At 75.5% G+C, this 16,224-nt stretch carries 16 protein-coding genes; 6 read left to right on the forward strand and 10 right to left on the reverse strand.

The window, feature by feature from the left end:
• Positions 1 to 154: 154 nt before the first annotated feature.
• The 4 genes from ACFVU7_RS43460 to ACFVU7_RS43475 all read right to left on the reverse strand — a co-directional run bounded on the left by ACFVU7_RS43460 (position 155) and on the right by ACFVU7_RS43475 (position 6,653).
• Positions 155 to 898, reverse strand: coding sequence for a transglycosylase family protein (locus tag ACFVU7_RS43460; RefSeq protein WP_074005763.1), 744 nt, complete (start codon positions 896 to 898; stop codon positions 155 to 157).
• 556 nt (positions 899 to 1,454) lie between these two features.
• Positions 1,455 to 2,123: a response regulator transcription factor gene (locus tag ACFVU7_RS43465; RefSeq protein ID WP_049652130.1), complete on the reverse strand. Its 669-nt coding sequence runs from the start codon at positions 2,121 to 2,123 to the stop codon at positions 1,455 to 1,457.
• A 150-nt stretch (positions 2,124 to 2,273) separates the two neighbouring features.
• Positions 2,274 to 3,974 (reverse strand): sensor histidine kinase, encoded by a 1,701-nt coding sequence (locus ACFVU7_RS43470; RefSeq protein ID WP_388052116.1) that lies wholly within the window; start codon positions 3,972 to 3,974, stop codon positions 2,274 to 2,276.
• 147 nt (positions 3,975 to 4,121) lie between these two features.
• Entirely contained in the window at positions 4,122 to 6,653 is a 2,532-nt protein-coding gene (locus ACFVU7_RS43475) for a SpoIIE family protein phosphatase (protein WP_388052119.1), read from the reverse strand.
• A 94-nt stretch (positions 6,654 to 6,747) separates the two neighbouring features.
• On the opposite strand from ACFVU7_RS43475, the gene ACFVU7_RS43480 reads away from it, so the two are divergent.
• From ACFVU7_RS43480 to ACFVU7_RS43490, 3 genes are all read left to right on the forward strand, one after another.
• On the forward strand, positions 6,748 to 7,074 hold the full coding sequence (locus tag ACFVU7_RS43480; RefSeq protein WP_117493083.1) for a DUF4326 domain-containing protein: 327 nt from the start codon (positions 6,748 to 6,750) through the stop codon (positions 7,072 to 7,074).
• Positions 7,075 to 7,178: 104 nt separating this feature from the next.
• The gene (locus ACFVU7_RS43485; RefSeq protein WP_117492878.1) at positions 7,179 to 8,516 is read left to right on the forward strand and encodes a PQQ-binding-like beta-propeller repeat protein; all 1,338 of its coding nucleotides are present in this window, start codon (positions 7,179 to 7,181) and stop codon (positions 8,514 to 8,516) included.
• Positions 8,517 to 8,546: 30 nt separating this feature from the next.
• Positions 8,547 to 9,182 carry a uridine kinase gene (locus tag ACFVU7_RS43490; protein WP_388052122.1) on the forward strand — a complete coding sequence of 212 codons (636 nt, stop codon included), beginning with the start codon at positions 8,547 to 8,549 and terminating at the stop codon, positions 9,180 to 9,182.
• Here the strand turns inward: ACFVU7_RS43490 and ACFVU7_RS43495 are convergent.
• Together ACFVU7_RS43495 and ACFVU7_RS43500 are read right to left on the reverse strand one after the other, a co-directional pair.
• Positions 9,130 to 9,978 (reverse strand): DNA-formamidopyrimidine glycosylase family protein, encoded by an 849-nt coding sequence (locus tag ACFVU7_RS43495; protein WP_049659204.1) that lies wholly within the window; start codon positions 9,976 to 9,978, stop codon positions 9,130 to 9,132. The two genes, ACFVU7_RS43490 and ACFVU7_RS43495, sit on opposite strands and share 53 nt — an antisense overlap.
• Positions 9,979 to 10,030: 52 nt before the next feature.
• Positions 10,031 to 10,492: a universal stress protein gene (locus ACFVU7_RS43500; protein WP_049659205.1), complete on the reverse strand. Its 462-nt coding sequence runs from the start codon at positions 10,490 to 10,492 to the stop codon at positions 10,031 to 10,033.
• A gap of 148 nt (positions 10,493 to 10,640) precedes the next feature.
• Here ACFVU7_RS43500 and ACFVU7_RS43505 point away from each other — a divergent pair, with 148 nt between their 5' ends.
• Positions 10,641 to 11,024 carry a hypothetical protein gene (locus ACFVU7_RS43505; RefSeq protein WP_117492876.1) on the forward strand — a complete coding sequence of 128 codons (384 nt, stop codon included), beginning with the start codon at positions 10,641 to 10,643 and terminating at the stop codon, positions 11,022 to 11,024.
• Between the two features lie 13 nt (positions 11,025 to 11,037).
• Here the strand turns inward: ACFVU7_RS43505 and ACFVU7_RS43510 are convergent, their stop codons facing one another.
• From ACFVU7_RS43510 to ACFVU7_RS43520, 3 genes are all read right to left on the reverse strand, one after another.
• Positions 11,038 to 12,036, reverse strand: a complete 999-nt coding sequence (locus ACFVU7_RS43510; RefSeq protein WP_388052125.1) for a zinc metalloprotease — start codon at positions 12,034 to 12,036, stop codon at positions 11,038 to 11,040.
• A 93-nt stretch (positions 12,037 to 12,129) separates the two neighbouring features.
• On the reverse strand, positions 12,130 to 12,825 hold the full coding sequence (locus ACFVU7_RS43515) for an AAA family ATPase (RefSeq protein WP_388052128.1): 696 nt from the start codon (positions 12,823 to 12,825) through the stop codon (positions 12,130 to 12,132).
• A gap of 135 nt (positions 12,826 to 12,960) precedes the next feature.
• Positions 12,961 to 13,887 carry an LLM class F420-dependent oxidoreductase gene (locus tag ACFVU7_RS43520; protein WP_049659071.1) on the reverse strand — a complete coding sequence of 309 codons (927 nt, stop codon included), beginning with the start codon at positions 13,885 to 13,887 and terminating at the stop codon, positions 12,961 to 12,963.
• A gap of 164 nt (positions 13,888 to 14,051) precedes the next feature.
• Here ACFVU7_RS43520 and ACFVU7_RS43525 point away from each other — a divergent pair, with 164 nt between their 5' ends.
• The gene (locus ACFVU7_RS43525) at positions 14,052 to 14,405 is read left to right on the forward strand and encodes a DUF6401 family natural product biosynthesis protein (protein ID WP_049659067.1); all 354 of its coding nucleotides are present in this window, start codon (positions 14,052 to 14,054) and stop codon (positions 14,403 to 14,405) included.
• A gap of 38 nt (positions 14,406 to 14,443) precedes the next feature.
• Here ACFVU7_RS43525 and ACFVU7_RS43530 read toward each other — a convergent pair whose 3' ends face one another.
• Positions 14,444 to 15,250 carry a TM helix repeat-containing protein gene (locus ACFVU7_RS43530; RefSeq protein ID WP_049659068.1) on the reverse strand — a complete coding sequence of 269 codons (807 nt, stop codon included), beginning with the start codon at positions 15,248 to 15,250 and terminating at the stop codon, positions 14,444 to 14,446.
• Positions 15,251 to 15,451: 201 nt separating this feature from the next.
• Between ACFVU7_RS43530 and ACFVU7_RS43535 the strand changes: the two genes are divergently transcribed.
• Positions 15,452 to 16,216, forward strand: a complete 765-nt coding sequence (locus ACFVU7_RS43535) for an alpha/beta hydrolase (protein WP_369808358.1) — start codon at positions 15,452 to 15,454, stop codon at positions 16,214 to 16,216.
• Positions 16,217 to 16,224: the final 8 nt, after the last annotated feature.

Here is a 16,224-nt window from a genome sequence, read left to right on the forward strand (position 1 = left end):
GGTGGGCCCTCTCCCCGGGTGGGCGCGGTCCCCCCCCGGGCCCCCGGCCGGGGGCCCCCGCTACGGCCCCCCCACCCGGCGGGCCCGGCCCGCGCGGCCGCCCTGATGGGGGCGGCCGCTCGGCCGGTCGGACAGCCGTCAGTCGGTCAGACGGTCAGACGGTCAGCGTCTGGCCCGGGAAGATCAGGTCCGGGTCGGCGCCGATGGTGCGCAGGTTCTTCTGGTACAGGCTGTCCGTGTCGGTGCCGAACTTGGCCGCGATGTCGCTCAGGGTGTCACCGCTCCTGACGGTGTAGCCGCCCGCGGCGGTGTTCTTCGGCGCGACCGGCGCGGACTGCGCCGGCTTGGCCGAGGGCTGCCCCTTGGGCGCCTGCTGCGCGGCCGCCAGCTTGGCGGCGGGCTTGGCCGCGGGCTTGGCGGCCTTCGTGGCCGGCTTGGCGGCGGGCTTGGCCGCCTTGGCCGCCGTGCCGCCCGAGGTGTCGGCGACGGCCGGGGCGCCGCCCTTGCCCAGGCCCGCCCTCTGCGAGCAGACGGGCCAGGCGCCCGCACCCTGCGAGGCGAGGACCTTCTCCGCGACGGCGATCTGCTGCGCCTTGGTCGCCTTGTTGGCCTGGGAGGCGTACGCGGTCCCGCCGTACGCGGCCCAGGTGGACGGGCTGAACTGCAGTCCTCCGTGGAAGCCGTTGCCGGTGCTGGTGCTCCAGTTCCCGCCGCTCTCGCACTGGGCGACGGCGTCCCAGGTCGAGGAGGTAGCGGCGGAGGCCGAGGTGGCCGTGACGAGGCCGGCCACCGGCAGGGCCGCGACGGCGGCGCCCGCGAGGACCGCCATCCGCACGCGGTGGCGCTTGGTGGTGGCGGTGGTGTCGGTGGCAGCGGCGGTCTCGTGACGGGGATTCATACAGTTCCTCTCGACAAGTCCCGGGTGGGCATGCGGAACCAGGCCCGGGACATGGGCCGGCAGTCTTTCGCTCACCTCACTCGACGGGCGGCCGGACACGTGTCGGACGTGTCGTGCCGCCCCGGTCACCTCCGCACGCCGACGGCCTGTTCGAGCCGGTCTCGTCGGCGGGCACCGCCCTCACGCCGCGGGTCAGTCGGCGGGCAGTGCGTCGGGGTGAACCCGGGTGGCGCTCGTTGCGCCGCCAATGAAGCTAGGGGGCATCACCCGGACGCAGCAAGCAATTCTTCGACGTCGCAGGTCAGTTGACTGTTACCGGCGGTACGGGTCAAAAAATCATGCCCGATTTGACCATTTTTGACCAGATTTCCAAGATCAAACGGTCAAATTCCGTGCCCTCACTCACACCTGTCCGCCCGAGAAAGCCGTCACACCATCCACGCGGAGGAACCGTCAGCTGACGCACCGTCACCACCGCACCCGGAGTTCCCGGTTCCGCGCCGCCATCGAGTGGCATCCGTCACGTCCGACACGTACGGCGACCACGCGAACACCCTCAGCGACGGCCGTCGAGCTCCGCGTCCCGCGCCAACAGGGCCGCCTGGACCCGGTTGTCGCAGCCCAGCTTGGCCAGGATCCGGCTGACGTAGGTCTTCACCGTCGCCTCGCTCATGTGGATCCGCGCCCCCGCGTCGGCGTTGGACAGACCCTCTCCGAGCAGGGCCAACACCTCCAGCTCGCGCGGGGTGAGCACCTCCAGCCGACGCCGCGCCGCGACGGCGCGGGCGGCCAGCGAGGCGCTGCGCCCGGAGGCCAGCGAGTCGACGATGTGCCGGGTCGCGGCCGGCGAGAGGAAGGCGTTCCCGCCCGCCGCCGCCCGGACGGCCTGGATCAGCTCGTGCGGTGCGGTGTCCTTGAGCAGGAAGCCGGCACCGCCCTCGGTCACGGCGCGCAGGACGTTCTCGCGCTCCCCGAAGGTGGTGAGGATCAGCGCCCGCGCGCCGGGGGCGACCTTCGCCAGTTCCCCGAGCGCCGTCAGCCCGTCCATCACCGGCATCTGGATGTCCAGCAGCACCACGTCCACCCGGTGCGCCCGCGCGAGCTCCAGCGCCTCCCGCCCGTCGGCGGCCTCCGCGACCACCTCGATGTCCTCGGCGGAACCGAGGATCATCCTGATTCCGGCCCGGATCAGCGGCTCGTCGTCGGCGACGAGGACTCGGATCACGCTGGTCATTCCCCTCGAACGGTGCTGTGGGCTGCGGCACCCATCCTCACATCCCGGCAGGACCGTTCCGAACCACCCCGATCCGGACCAGCGTGATCCGAAACCGGCCCGGCCCGCCCGGCCGGGGCACCCGCCCGCGCACGGGGTCACTCAGCCCTTGGCCACGTACTCCTGTTTCTCCACCAGTGCCCCGTCCCGGAAGCAGAATCGCGCCACGTGCTCCTCGTTCCAGCCGGCGCCGGGCGCACCGTTCAGGACGAACCAGCGGCAGCGCGCGCCCTCCGGGATCTCCGGCCCTGTCCCCTTATACGTGTCGGTGATGAAGTCGTTGCCGCGCGGCAGCGTCTGCAGCACCTCGGACTCGGCGGTGCCCACCCTGATCTGGTCGTACATCGGCTGCTGCACGGTCGCGTCGTTGGTGCCCTTGACGAAGGCGACCACGCCCCAGACCGCCAGGCCGAGCACGGTCACCGCGATCGCGACCACCCCGAGGGCGCAGCCCATCGCCGGACTGCGCCGCTTGCGCTCCGGCTCCTCGACGGGCGGCAGGCCGTCCAGCATCCAGTCCTCAGCCCCGTCCGCCGTCGCGGCCTGCTCCTCCCCTTCATAGGGGAGCACCGCCGCCAGCCGGAAGCCCTGCTCCGGCGTGGGCCCGGCGTGCACCATGCCGCCGACCAACCGGGCGCGCTCCCGCAGGCCGGTCAGCCCCTGACCGCCGCTGACGGCCGCGCCCACCCCGACGCGTGCCCCCACGAGCTCCGGCGCGCGGGCGTTGGTGACCTCCACCACCAGCGCGTCCGGCTCGTACCGCAGCGCGACGCCGATCGGCGCGCCGGGGGCGTGCTTGTGCGCGTTGGTGAGCGCCTCCTGCACGATCCGGTACGCCGCGTGGTCGACGGCGGCCGCCAGCGGACGCCGCTCCCCCTCCACGGTGAGGTCGATCCCGGCCCCGGCCGCCCGGGAGGACTCCACCAATCCCTCGATCCCGTCCACCCCGCCCCGGGCCGGCGCCCCGGCACCCGCCCCGGTGGCCGCCGACCCGGCGGTGGGCACCCCGCCGGGCGCCGGGGCGGCGGCCGGCACCGCCGTCGACTCGTCGTGCAGCACCCCGACCACCTCGCGCAGCTCGCGCATCGCCGCGACCGCCGCCTGCCGCAGCACCCCGACCGCCTCGCGCTGCCGGTCGGTGAGCGTCCGGTCCACCTCCAGCGCGCCCGAGTGCACCGAGATCAGCGCCAGCTGGTGGCCCAGGCTGTCGTGCATGTCCTGGGCGATCCGGTGCCGCTCGCGCAGCCGCGCCTGGTGCACCACCATGACCCGCTCGCGCAGCAGCTGCTCGTTGCGCTCGCGCAGCGCGTCCAGCAGGGCGCGGCGCTGCGCCCGGTAGCGGCCGTAGAGCGCGGGCAGCACGGCCACCACCAGGAAGGCCCCGAAGGACAGCGGCAGCACCAGCTTCGGCGAGAGCGAGGCGCCCTCCTTCAGAACCCCCGTCATGGTGAACAGCGCCCAGCCCACCACGAAGGTGCCGACCAGCGACCAGACCCGGCGGATCCGCGCCCCGGCCGTCCAGCCCGCGCAGACCAGCATCGGGATCGGGCCGACCGCCCAGCCGGCGGCGGCCGCGACGACGACCAGCACGGTGGCCGGCAGTCCCTTGCGCAGCACCCACGCCACCGCGACCCCGACGCCGACGAGCACCGCCTGGCCGGTGTTGGAGAGCAGCTCCATCAGCGCGGCGAAGCCGCCCATCAACAGGGCGAGCAGCGCCTCGCCCACGACCCGCCGGGGCCGCCAGGGCCCCGGCAGCGCCGTCCGTACCGCCGTGTTCCAGGCCCGCGCGATCGCTTCCACCCGTCGAGGCTATCGGTCCGGCCGGGTCGTCCGCCGTCCTCCTTCGTCGCCGCCCCCGCCGACGAAAGTCGCCTGGTCGGCCCCGTCCCGGTGGCCTGCCCGCCCGGTCCGCACGACGCGGCCGCCGGGTCCGAACGGCGCGGCCGCTCAGCCGAAGGCCGTGAGCAGCAGCGCCACGTCGTCCACCCGGCGGGCGGAGCCGACCTCGCGCAGCAGCCGCTCGGCCGCCTGCTCCAGTCCCTCCCCCGTCACCGCCCGGGCCAGCGCGGCCCGCAGCCGGTCCACGCCCTGGTCGATCGCCACCGCCGGGTCCTCCACCAGCCCGTCGGTGTAGAGGGCGAGCACCGCCCCGCTGCCCAGCCGCAGGTCGCTGACCGGGTAGTCGGCCCGCTCGTCCACCCCGAGCAGCGGCCCGCCCGGGACGTACAGCGCCTCGGCCCGCCCACCGGGGTGGCGCAGCACCGGCGGGAGGTGCCCGGCCCGGGCGATCCGGCCGAGCCCGACGGCCGGGGTGAGCCGGACCAGGCAGCAGCTGGCGAGCAGCCCGGGGTCGAGGTCGAGCAGCAGCCGGTTGGTGCGGGCGAGCACCTCGTCGGGCGGGTCGCCGCCGGTGGCGAAGGCGCGCACGGCGCTGCGCAGCTGTCCCATCGTGGCGGCCGCGCCGACGCTGTGGCCCTCGACGTCGCCGATCACCAGGGTGACGTCCTCGCCCGTGACGATCGCGTCGTACCAGTCGCCGCCGATCTCCATGCCCTGGGTGCCGGGCAGGTAGCGGGCGGTGATCCGGATGCCGGGCACCTCGGGCAGCCGGTGCGGCAGCAGCGCCTGCTGCAGGCCGCGGGCCAGGGCGAACTCGGCGTCGTACAGCCGGGCGCGCTCCAGGGCCTGGGCGATGAAGCCGCCGAGCGCGGTGAACAGGCCGCGCTCCTCCACGGTGAACGGGCGCGGCAGGTCGAAGCCGACGATGCAGGTGCCGACCGGACGGCCGGAGGCGATCAGCGGCAGGAAGGCCCAGGCGCCCATCTCGTCCAGGGCCAGGCCGGGGTAGGTGGCGGCGAGTTCGCGCACCGACTCGAAGAAGACCGGGGTGCCGGTGCGGAGCGTCTCCGCGCCGGGCACCCGGGTGTCCATCGGGATGCCCTCGAAGGCGTCCAGGAAGCCGTCCGGGTAGCCGGTCTGCGAGAGCAGGTGCAGCCGCTGCTCGCGCACCGCGTAGATGGCGAGCTCCTGGCCGCCGAAGGCCGGCAGGAGTTCCTCGGCCACCGCCCGGCAGACGTCCCGGACGGTGACCGCCTCGGTGAGCGCGCTGGCCAGTTGGAGCAGGTGGTGGGTGCCGCCCATCCCCGTGCGGGCGGCGGGCGGCGGCGGGACGGCGGCCGGTTCGGCGGCGCCGGGCGGGGCCTCGGCCGTGACCACCCGGGCGGTGACGCCGTGCGGGTCCGGGTAGAGCGAGAAGGCGAGCCAGCCGTCCGGCGGTCGGGCGGCCAGGAAGGCGGTGGGCCGCTGGGAGAGCTGGGCGGCGCGGTAGCGGTTCTCGTAGAAGGGGTCGGCGAGCCAGGGCAGCGCCTCCCACGGGGGGCGGTGGACCAGGTCCTCGCGGCGGGCCCGGAGCAGCGGCTCGACGGCGCGGTTGGCGTAGCCGATCCGGCCGTCCTGGTCGAGCGCGAACACGCCCTCGGGCAGCCGGTCGACGGCGGCCGCGGCGGCGGTCAGGCTCCGGAGGTCCAGCACCGCGCCGACCAGGTGGGTCCGGCCGTCGGAGATCGCCCGGGGCACCCGGGCCCACAGCTCCACCGGGTACGGCAGGCCGTCCGGGCCGAGCACCCGGACCCGGGCGGCCAGCACCTCGCCGCGCTCCAGCGCGATCCGGGCGGCGGCCCGGAACCCGGGCAGGTCTCCGGGGGCGACGCGACGGCCCAGGGCGGCCACCGTGCCGTCGAACTCCCCGGGTCCGAAGCCGAAGATCTCCAGGAACTGGGTGTCGGCGGCGAGCGACCCGGTGGCCACGTCCCAGTCGAACATCCCGACCCGGGTGGTCGGCACCGACGGCGGCGGCAGCTCCACCACGGCCGCCTCGCAGCCCGGCTCCACCGACTGCCCGGACTCCGCCAACCCGGCCAGGCCGTCGGCCAGTTGGGCGGCCGCCTCGGCCAGCCGCCGGGCCGCCGGCGCCGCCACCCCGTCGTCCGAGGCCGGCCACAGCGCGGTCAGCACCCCGAACCGCTCCCCGCCGCGCCCCACCGGCTCGCAGGCGGAGACGAAGTCGTACGGCAGGCCGACCGCGAGCTGCGGGAAGCGCCGCATGGTGTCCTCGGCGTCGGTGAGGACGACGGCTCGCCCGGTCCGGAAGGCGACCGCGACCGGCAGCGGCCCCGCGGCGGCCACCCGCCGGAACGGGCCCATCACCGACAGCGGCACGCCCGCGATGGTGCGCAGCACCAGCGAGCGGCGGTCCCGCGAGCGCAGGTACACCAGCGAGCCGTACGCCCCGGTCGACTCCAGCACCCGGCGCGCGGCCAGGGCGAGCAGCTCGTCGCGCCGGTGGTCCGCCCGCCGGGCCGTCTCCCGGACGGACGGCGGGGCCGCCCGGCCGGTCTCCGCGCCGGCCCCGGGCTCCGGCGGCCGGTCCGGGCCCGGCCGCGCCCCAGGGGCCCCGCCGGTCGCGTGCGGATGGCGCATGCTCTTTTGCTACGCCCGGCCCGCACCGGTGTCAAGGCGAGCCCGCACCGGCCCCGGGCTGCCCCGGGGCCCGCCGTGCGCCAGCATGGACGGCATGCCGAGCGAACCCCGCCGCACCACCGTGGTCAACCTCAAGGGCCACCGCGACGACCCCGGGTACCGCGACGTCGTCTACGTCGGCCGCGCCATGCACCGCGGCGGCTGGCACCTCGCCGAGTCCCCGCTGCACTGCCCGTACCGCCCCGGCCCGGACCTCACCCGCGAGGAGATGGTCGCCAGGTACCGCGCCCACCTGCTCGCCCACCCCGACCTGCTCGCCCTCGTCCCACCCCTGCGCGGCCACCGCCTCGGCTGCTGGTGCGCCCCGCTCCCCTGCCACGCCGACGTCCTCGCCGACCTCGCCGACCACCCGCCTGCGTGATCCGCTTTCCCCACCTCTTCCACCATTTCGTATGCATAGCGGACTGTTCGATATTCTCCGGGCGGGTGGCGGCGTGGGGCCGCCGGTGGGGAAGCGAGAGCCGTATGCAGTCGTCGTCCGGGGGTCCCGCGAGCGGGACGGCGTGGCAGTGGGACGAGGAGACGGACGGCGGCGGGGCCCCCGAGGACGTGATCGCGGGCGGCGGGGAGCGCGCGCGGCCGAGCCGGCGCCGGCTGCTGCTCGGGGCCGGGGTGCTCGCGGCGGGCGGGGCCGCCTGGGCGTTCGGCCGTTCGGGTGTCGGCGGGGCCTTCCCCTCGCCCGGGCCGACCGGGCCGGTCCCGACCGCGCTGTCCGGGCCGACGCCGCTCTGGACGTACCGCGGCCCGGAGGCGATGACCCCGGAGCGCCTCACCGACCCGCCGAGCCACCCGGTCTACCTCTCCAGGAACGGCCTGCAGGTCCTCGACCACGAGAAGGGCACCGCCGCCCGGCTGCTGGTCTTCGACCCGCCGGCCGCCCGCAGCTGGCCCATCGACGGCGACGTGCTCGGCAAGGTGGTGGTCGGGCCCGACCACCTCTTCACGATCTACGAGGGCCACCTCGACGCCCGGCACTTCACCGACCCGGCCGGCGACTGGAGCCTGCCGCTGCCCGACGAGCTCCAGGGGCAGGTCCGCCTCGCCGGCTACGACCGCCAGGCCCCCGGCATCCTCTACGGCTACGCCTGGGGCCGCCCGCGGTCCGACGGCACCCGGACGGAGAACCGCCTCTTCGCGCTGCGGGTCACCGACCGCTCCCTGCTCTGGTCCGTCCGCACCGAGCAGACGGAGCAGCCGGTCACGCCCGCCACCCACATCGGAGGCGGCCTCCTCGCCTGCCTCCGCTTCCTCGGCGGCCGCGCCGAGGTGGTGGCCCGGGACGCCGCCACCGGCCGCGAGCTGTGGACCGCCCCCGGTGAGGAGGACCTGCGCTGGTGCGTCGCCGGCTCGGGGGGCTTCTTCGTCCCGGACGGCAACGGCGGCGTGCGCAGGCTGCTTCCCGCCGGCGAGCCGGGCTGGACCTACGCGCCCCACCGGGGCGAGTCCTGGCGGGCGCTGCCGCCCCTCGAACACGGCGGCCGGGTGTACGTCCCGTGGGACCAGGGTGTCGTCAGCTGCCTCGACCTGTCCTCCGGCGCGGAGCTCTGGTCCTGCCGGCTGCCGTTCCCGCTGGACCGCCGCAGCCGTCCGCTGGTCGCCAGGGACACGCTGTTCGTCCCGGGTACGGCGGCCGGCGGGGTCAGCGCGATCCACCCCGCGACCGGCGAGCTGGGGTGGACCTTCCACGACTCCGGTCCGGGGAAGGACGTCTGGACCCTCGCCACCGACGCGGCCCACCAGTTCGACGGCACCCGCCTCTACGCGGGCCACGACGACGTCCTGCACGCCCTCCCCCTGAACTGAGCGCCCCCTACGACACGGCAGGACGGCCCGATGCAGGTACGCCCGATCTCCCCCGACAACCTGGCCGAGCTGCTCGCCGACCGCATCGCCGCCCTGCCCGACGCCCGCGGCCGGCGCCTGCGGGTGGCCGTGGACGGCGCGCCGGCCGCCCGCCCCGGGGCGCTCGCCGACGCGCTGGTGAAGCCGCTGCGGCTGCGCGGCCACCCGACGCTGCGGGTCTCGGCCGACGGCTTCCTGCGCCCGGCCTCGATCCGGCTGGAGTACGGCCACCAGGACGCGGACGCCTTCCACGACCTCTGGCTGGACGACGGCGCCCTGGCCCGCGAGGTGCTCGACCCGCTGGAGCCGGGCGGCAGCGGCCGCGTCCTGCCCTCCCTGCGCGACCCGGCCACCGACCGGTCGACCCGCGCCCCGTACACCGAACTCCCGCCCGGCGGCGTGCTGTTGCTGGACGGCGCGCTGCTGCTCGGCCGCTGGCTGCCGCTGGAGCTGACCGTCCACCTGGCGCTCGGCCCGGCCGCGCTGGCCCGCCGCACCCCGGCCGACCAGCAGTGGACGCTGCCCGCCTTCGCCCGCTACGAGGCGGAGACCGGGCCCGCCGCGACGGCCGACGTCACCGTCCGGGTGGACGACCCGCGCCACCCCGCGCTGGTCGAGCGGCCGTGACCTCCGGGGCCGGGCCGCGCTGGCAGTACGGGCACCAGAACACCGTCCGGTCGCGCGGCGGCGAGCCCTGGCGCCCGGTGACGACGGGGGTGACGCAGCGCGGGCAGGGCCGTCCGGCCCGGCCGTAGACCCAGTGCTGGTAGCCGGGCCGGGTGTCGCCGGTGGTGATGTGGCCGGGGCGCAGCTTGTTGGCCTCCAGCATCTGCCGGGCGCGCTCCACCAGCCGGTCGGGGTGCGGGAGTTCGCCGACCTCGGTCCACGGCGTCACGCCCGCGACGAAGCACAGCTCGTTCGCGTAGACGTTGCCGATCCCGGCGAGGTTGCGCTGGTCGAGCAGGGCCTCGACGACCGGGCGCCCCGGGCGGGCGAGGAGCCGGCGGACCGCCTCGACCGGGTCCCAGTCGGAGCCGAGCAGGTCGGGGCCGAGATGGCCGACGATCCGCCGTTCGTCGGCGGTGCGCAGCAGTTCCACGACGGGCAGCCGGTAGCCGACGGCGGTGCCCCGGTCGGTGCCGAGGACGGCGCGGATCTGCCACTCCGGGCCGCCGGTCCACCGCTCGCCGGGCCGGTAGACCACCCAACGGCCGTCCATCCTCAAGTGGGTGTGCAGGGTGAGGCCGCCTTCGAAGCGGGCGAGCAGGTGCTTGCCGCGCGGGGCGACCTCCAGCACCCGGCGGCCGGTGAGGTCGGCGGTGGCGTGCGCGGGCACCCGCAGGTCGGCGCTGGTCAGCGGCTGTCCGGCGAGGGCCTCGTGCAAGTGGGCCGCCACGCGGTAGACGGAGTCACCTTCTGGCATGCCTCCATTCTGGTCCGCGCGGCGGCCCGCCGGGGCACCGCCCCCGGGTGCGCTACTCCGACTGCTCGGCGGCGCCGTGGGCCTCGCGCACCACGACCACCGGGCAGGGCGCGTGCTCGGTGAGGTGGCGGCTGACCGAACCGAGCAGCACGCCGGAGAAGCCGCCCAGGCCGCGGCTGCCGACGACGAGCAGCGCGGCGCCCTTGGCGGCCTCCAGCAGCGCCTGGGCGGCGTTGCCGGGCATCACGCTCTCGGTGATCCGCACGCCGGCGTCGTCGCCGGCCACCTTGGCGACGGTCTCGCTGAGGGTCTTCCCGGCGAGCTCCTCGGGGTTGAAGGCCTCGACGGTCGGCACGCCCGCGCCGGCCCAGCCGTAGAAGGCCGGGTACTCCCAGGCGGCGATCGCGTGGACCGTCCCGCCGACGGCCCGCGCGTAGTCGATCGCCCAGCGCAGCGCCTGCTCCGAGGCGGGCGAGCCGTCCACGCCGACGACGATCCGGGGATTGGCACTCATGCCCTTGCTCCTTCGGTTGCTCCTGATCGGTCCCGACCCTCCGAACATAGATCAAATCGGACAAACGGTCGGTATCTGCCACGCCGGAAGCGGCCCGCCGCATTCAATTCCAGTGCGCGCGGCCCGCGACGCCTGCGAGGATCCCCGGATGCCGCACAAGCCCCGCCGCCGCGCCGGCGGCTTCGCCGAAGTCCTGGCCGCCCTGCCGCCGAAGGAGGAGCACGAGTACTGGAACCTCGACGACCCGCTCGCGTCGGGCGGCTTCGTGGACGCCGGGGGGCGCTACTGGCGGCTGGCCCGCGGCCCGGTGGACCGGCGGCTGGCGAAGCGGCTGGCGGTCGACGCGGACGAGATGACGCTGGGCCTGTGGGGCCGGCTGCACGAGGCCTCCCCGGGCGTCTTCGTGCCCGCCCTGCTCACCCCCGAGGAGCGGCCGGCCGCCTGGCTGGACGCCTCCGCCCTGGAGTACCTGGCGTACGAGTTCCGGGCCTCCGGCGACCGGACGCTGCTCTACCTCGTGGTGCGCTGCTGATCCGCTGTCACCGTCAACTCCGGTAGGCTGCCCAGATGTTGGCCATCCGCTGGACCTGTCCCGGGGTGAACCCGGTCATGCAGGAGTCGTAGCTGTAGTCCATGAAGTTGTGGATCGGGTCGAGCCCCGGGCCGGGGCAGGTGTCCCGGCCCTCGGGGCAGCCGGAGGCGGCGGTGCGTTCGGCCGGAGTGTCCTCCACGTAGTCGCCCGGGGCCCGGCAGCCGTTCTGGAAGGTGTGGAAGAGGCCGAGCCAGTGGCCGATCTCGTGGGTCGCGGTGTCGCCCTCGTCGTAGTGGACGGCGGAGCCGCCCGGCAGGGAGGCGTCGAGCACCACCACGCCGTCGTCGGTCGGGTGCGTCCGGTAGGCGTTCGGGAAGGTCGACCAGCCGAGCAGGGAGTCGCCGAGCCGGGCGGTGTAGAGGTTGAGGGTGCCCTGGTCGCCCTTGCGCAGGGCGGTCTTCATCGCCTGCTCGGCCGAGGAGCCCGGGGTCATGCCGGTGTACCAGGAGGCGTTGTCGCTCCAGTCGGTGCCGACCAGTTCGAAGTGGAACGGGCTCGGGACGTTGCCCTCGCCCTGGCCGCCGTAGCTCTCGTTGAGGTGGTCGATCTGGCCCGCGACGGCGGCCGCGTCCAGCCGCCCCTCGTCGCCGTCGTGGATCACGTGGAAGTAGACCGGGATCGTGGTCGGGGCGGCGGACCGGACCCGGCCGACGCCCAGTTCGGCGAGCCGCTGGGCGAGGTCCGCCTGCATCGCCCGGGCCTGCCGGGGGCTGACCGCGTTCGGGTCCCGGTCCGGCCGGCTGCCGGCCGGCAGCCGCGCCGCGACACCGCCCGCACCGACGACGTCGTCCGGACCGACGCCGTCGTCCGCGCACCGCTCCACCGCCGGAGCGACGGCGGCGCGCTGCGCGGCCGGTGCGGCGAACTGGCTCAGACCGGCCGCGGCGACCAGCGCGGCGGCGCAGGGGAACAGGCGTGGGGCACGCGAGCGCACCCGGGCAGTACGGCGCATCAGCGCTCCTGACAGGGGAGTTGACGGGGTGTCGGCCGCGCCCGTGGCCTGCTCCGGCCGGACCCGCCGGCGCCCGGCGCGGACCCGCCGAGACTACGACGCCGTGAAGTCGATCCCCCGCAGGGCGCGCGCGGCGGCCCGGTCGAGTACCACGGCCGACGCACAGCCGGCGGGCAGCCGTCCGGCCTCCAGGATCCGGCGGCGCAGCCGGGCGACGGCGGCCTGGTGCCGGGCGAAGGCGTAGCGCGAGACGCCGCGCCGGCGCCGCCGCTGCCCGTCCAGCGCCTCGGCCGGGTCGGCGTCGAGCAGCAGCAGGTGCACCCGGCGGCCCTGCCGGGCGGCGGCCCGCACCAGCCAGGCCCGCACCCAGGGCTGGGTGCCGCAGTCGTGCACCGCGAGCGGCCCGCCGTCCAGCACGGCCCGGCGTAACCGCAGGTAGTGGGCGAGCCGGGCCAGCGGGCGGTAGAGCGCGTACGGCAGGCGGCCGGGCAGCCGGGCCGCGTACTCCTCGCGGACGAGCTGGGAGTCGATCAGCGGGGCGCGGACGCAGCGGCGCATCAGGGTGCTCTTGCCGCTGCCGGGCAGGCCGGTGACGACCAGCAGGTCCCCGGCCGGGTAGCGCAGGACCGCCGGCCCGGGCCCGCGCAGCTCGTGCCGGGCGCTCGGGTCGTGCGGCGCGGACGGGTCGGACGGCTCGTAGGAGGCGGGCAGGACGACCCGTTCCCCTGCGGTGCGCGGCGGCGGCACCCTCGGCGCCGCCGCCGTCCGCACCGTTCGCGTCCCACTCACCCGGTCTCCCCCCGCCGTTCCCCTTCGAGGAGCATCGCTCATTCCCAAGAACGAGTAAAGGGCGGAGGTCGGAGCGGGTACGGACGACCGCGGCCGGGCCCGGAGCGTGGCGGCGTCGAGGCCCGGCGGCGGGTGTCAGCCCAGCTGCGGGGCGATCCGGGAGGCGATCAGCTCCAGGTGGTCGAGGTCGTCCAGGTCGAGGATCTGGAGGTAGAACCGCTCGCTGCCGACCGCCGCGTACCGGCCGATCTTCTCGACCACCTCGTCCGGGGTGCCGGCCAGGCCGTTCTCCTTCAGCTCGTCGACCTCGCGGCCGATCGCGGCGGCCCGGCGGGCGACCTCGGCGTCGTCGCGGCCGACGCAGGCCACCATGGCGTTGGAGTAGACCAGGTCGTCGGCGGAGCGCCCGGCCGCCTCGACGGCGGCGCGGACCCGGCCGAACTGGGCCGCGGTGTCGTCCACCGAGGCGAACGGCAGGTTGAACTCGTCGGCGAAGCGGGCGGCCAGGGCCGGGGTGCGCTTGGGGCCGAGGCCGCCGACCAGCACCGGGACGTGCTCCTGGGCGGGCTTGGGCAGGGCCGGCGAGTCGGTCAGCGTGTAGTACTCGCCGGCGAAGTCGAAGGTGTCGCCGAGCTTGGTGTTCCACAGCCCGGTGATGATCGCCAGCTGCTCCTCCAGCCGCCCGAACTTCTCCTTCGGGAAGGGGATGCCGTACGCGGTGTGCTCGGCCTCGTACCAGCCGGCGCCGAGGCCGAACTCGACCCGGCCACCGCTCATCGCGTCCACCTGGGCGACCTGGATCGCGGTGACGCCCGGCAGCCGGAAGGTGGCGGCGGTCATCAGGGTGCCCAGGCGGATGGTGCTGGTGTCGCGGGCGAGGCCGGCCAGGGTGATCCAGGCGTCGGTGGGCCCGGGCAGGCCGTCGACGTCGCCCATCTTCAGGTAGTGGTCGGAGCGGAAGAAGGCGCTGAAGGCCCCGAGCTCCTCGGCGGTGCGGGCGACCTTGAGGAGGGTGTCGTAACTCGCACCCTGCTGGGGTTCGGTGAAGACGCGGAGATCCATGCCGGCCATTCTGGTACGGACCGACCGGTGATCGGCACAGCGCGTCCGCCGCGCCACGGACCGTTTCCGATCCGGCCGGGTGGGGCGGCAGGGGTGGCCAAGGTCTCAGTACGGAACCGTCACGGGCGCCCGTTCCCGCTCGGAGGGTCGCCTACCGTGGACGGATGTTCGCGACCCCCGACGAGTCCTTCCGGCGCTCCCCCGACGAGCCGGCCGGCTGTCCGCTGCCCGGCATCGTGACGGCCTTCACGCCCCGGCTGGCCGAGTTCGCCTTCGAGCCCGGTTTCGTCGCGGCGGTCGACCAGCACGCGGCGATGCTGCGGGAGCTGCTGTACGCGCAGGGGCCGGAGCTCGCGCCCCGGCCCCTGGACCGTGAGGAGTTGTCGGACTACGCGCTGGGTTTCCTGGACGCGCTCGCCGAGATCGGCTGGCGGGAGCCGGTCGGCCACGACTACGCCGTGATCCGGCTCACCGCGATCTGCTGGCTGGTCCGCGAGCAGGGCCTGCTGGGGGTCTGAGCCCCGGCAGGCCCTCCCGGACCGCCCGGTGCGGCGGGCTACCGGTTCTGGTCGCCCTCGATGCCCGGCGCGGGCGGGGTGCCCGGACCGGTCTGGGTGGTCGGCCGGACCGGCTGGTTGGACAGCGCGTCGGAGCGGCCGGCCTGGTAGGCGGTGCCGCGCAGCCGGGCGGTCTCCCGCTCGGCGCCGTCCAGCCACCGCTCCCAGCGCTGGCGCATCGGGATGATCAGGCCGCCGCCGACACCGACCACCAGCACACCGGCGATGGTGGCGAGCGCGGCGATCAGGACCGGCCCGGTGATCGAGGTGGCGATCCCGGCCTGGCCCAGCGCGGCGATCACGCCGAGGCCGACGATGAACGCCCAGACCAGGGTGGAGACCGTCCGGCCGTACGAGGCGCCGGAGAGCGTGCTGCCCACGATGTCGCGCACCGCGTTGGCGATGGCCATCGCGACCACCACGATCACCACGGCGACGATGCCGCGCGGCAGCCAGGCGACGATGCTGTGGATCATCGTGCTGATCGGGTTCGAGCCGAAGACGCCGAACGCCAGCTGCAGGGCCATCAGCAGGACGATGTAGTACACGACCTTGCAGATGATGCCGGTCATGTCGTACTTGGAACCCTGCAGGTGGGCGGCCACTCCGGACCGCTCCGCGACCCGTTCCGAGCCGACCCTGCGCAGCACCCGGTCGAGGATCTTGGCGATCGCCTTGGCCACGAACCAGCCGACGACCAGGATCGCCAGGAAGGCGATGAACTGCGGAATGACCTTGGCGATCTTCGACCAGGCCTCGGTGAAGCCCGACCCGAAATCGACGGACAGTGCGAGCTGCTGAGCCACGGAGTCCTCCACTCGGTGACACGGCGCCACGAGCGGGCGCTTCGGCCCCCCACCCTTCGTGGATAGCAGGCGCCCGCCCCGGCCGCGCGCGCCCGGTGTCCGGGATGGTCCCCTCGGGTGAATGCTCCGGCCGTCCGCACGCGTACAGTGGCGGTTCGGGGGGACGGGCCACGGGGCGGGACGGACGGGACGGTGCGGCAAGTGGGCGGTACGGCGGCGGAGCACGCGGTGGACCACCGGGCGCTGCACTGGCGGGTCCGACCGGAAGCGGCCCGGGCCGCCGTCCTGGTCCTGCACGGCGGCGAGGAGCACAACGTCGCCCGGCCCGGGCGCCTCAACCTCCCGCTGCTGCGGATGCACGGCTTCCTGCGCGCGCTCACCAGGGCGACCGCGCGGGACGGGGTCGCCATCGGCACCGTCCGCTACCGCCACCGCGGCTGGAACGGCGAACGGGCCGACGCCGCACGGGACGCGACCGCCGCGCTCGACGAACTCACCGCGCTGCTCGGGCCGGTGCCGACCGTCCTGGTCGGCCACTCGATGGGCGGGCGCGCCGCCCTCCAGGCCGGCGGACACCCCTCCGTCACCGGCCTGGTCGCCCTCGCACCGTGGTGCCCGCCCGAGGACCCGTGCGACCAACTCGCCGGGCGGGACGTCCTCCTGCTGCACGGCGACCGCGACACCGTCACCCCGCCCGCCGAAACCCGCGCCTTCGCCGCCCGCAGCCGCGCCGCGGGCGCCCGGGTCTGCGGCTACACCGTCACCGGCAGCGGCCACGCCATGCTCCAGCGCCTCCCCGACTGGCACCGCGCCACCACCCGCCTCACCACCGCCCTCCTCGGCCTCCACCCCTTCCCCGCCGAAACCGCCTCCGCCCTCGCCCTCCCACCCGCCTCCCGCGAAGCCCTCACCCTCCCCCTCCCACCCCAGCCCCGCCGCGCCCCGGCCCTCCCGGCCAACCCCTGAGGCGCCGG

This window comes from Kitasatospora sp. NPDC058046 (genome assembly GCF_042885595.1).
Taxonomy (GTDB): Bacteria; Actinomycetota; Actinomycetes; order Streptomycetales; family Streptomycetaceae; genus Kitasatospora.

Bases quoted from the DNA above. Each gene is read 5' to 3' on its own strand.
- ACFVU7_RS43460 (WP_074005763.1), bottom strand. From the start codon at position 898: ATGAATCCCCGTCACGAGACCGCCGCTGCCACCGACACCACCGCCACC.
- ACFVU7_RS43475 (WP_388052119.1), bottom strand. From the start codon at position 6,653: ATGCGCCATCCGCACGCGACCGGCGGGGCCCCTGGGGCGCGGCCGGGC.
- ACFVU7_RS43480 (WP_117493083.1), top strand. From the start codon at position 6,748: ATGCCGAGCGAACCCCGCCGCACCACCGTGGTCAACCTCAAGGGCCAC.
- ACFVU7_RS43485 (WP_117492878.1), top strand. From the start codon at position 7,179: ATGCAGTCGTCGTCCGGGGGTCCCGCGAGCGGGACGGCGTGGCAGTGG.
- ACFVU7_RS43490 (WP_388052122.1), top strand. From the start codon at position 8,547: ATGCAGGTACGCCCGATCTCCCCCGACAACCTGGCCGAGCTGCTCGCC.
- ACFVU7_RS43495 (WP_049659204.1), bottom strand. From the start codon at position 9,978: ATGCCAGAAGGTGACTCCGTCTACCGCGTGGCGGCCCACTTGCACGAG.
- ACFVU7_RS43500 (WP_049659205.1), bottom strand. From the start codon at position 10,492: ATGAGTGCCAATCCCCGGATCGTCGTCGGCGTGGACGGCTCGCCCGCC.
- ACFVU7_RS43505 (WP_117492876.1), top strand. From the start codon at position 10,641: ATGCCGCACAAGCCCCGCCGCCGCGCCGGCGGCTTCGCCGAAGTCCTG.
- ACFVU7_RS43510 (WP_388052125.1), bottom strand. From the start codon at position 12,036: ATGCGCCGTACTGCCCGGGTGCGCTCGCGTGCCCCACGCCTGTTCCCC.
- ACFVU7_RS43520 (WP_049659071.1), bottom strand. From the start codon at position 13,887: ATGGATCTCCGCGTCTTCACCGAACCCCAGCAGGGTGCGAGTTACGAC.
- ACFVU7_RS43525 (WP_049659067.1), top strand. From the start codon at position 14,052: ATGTTCGCGACCCCCGACGAGTCCTTCCGGCGCTCCCCCGACGAGCCG.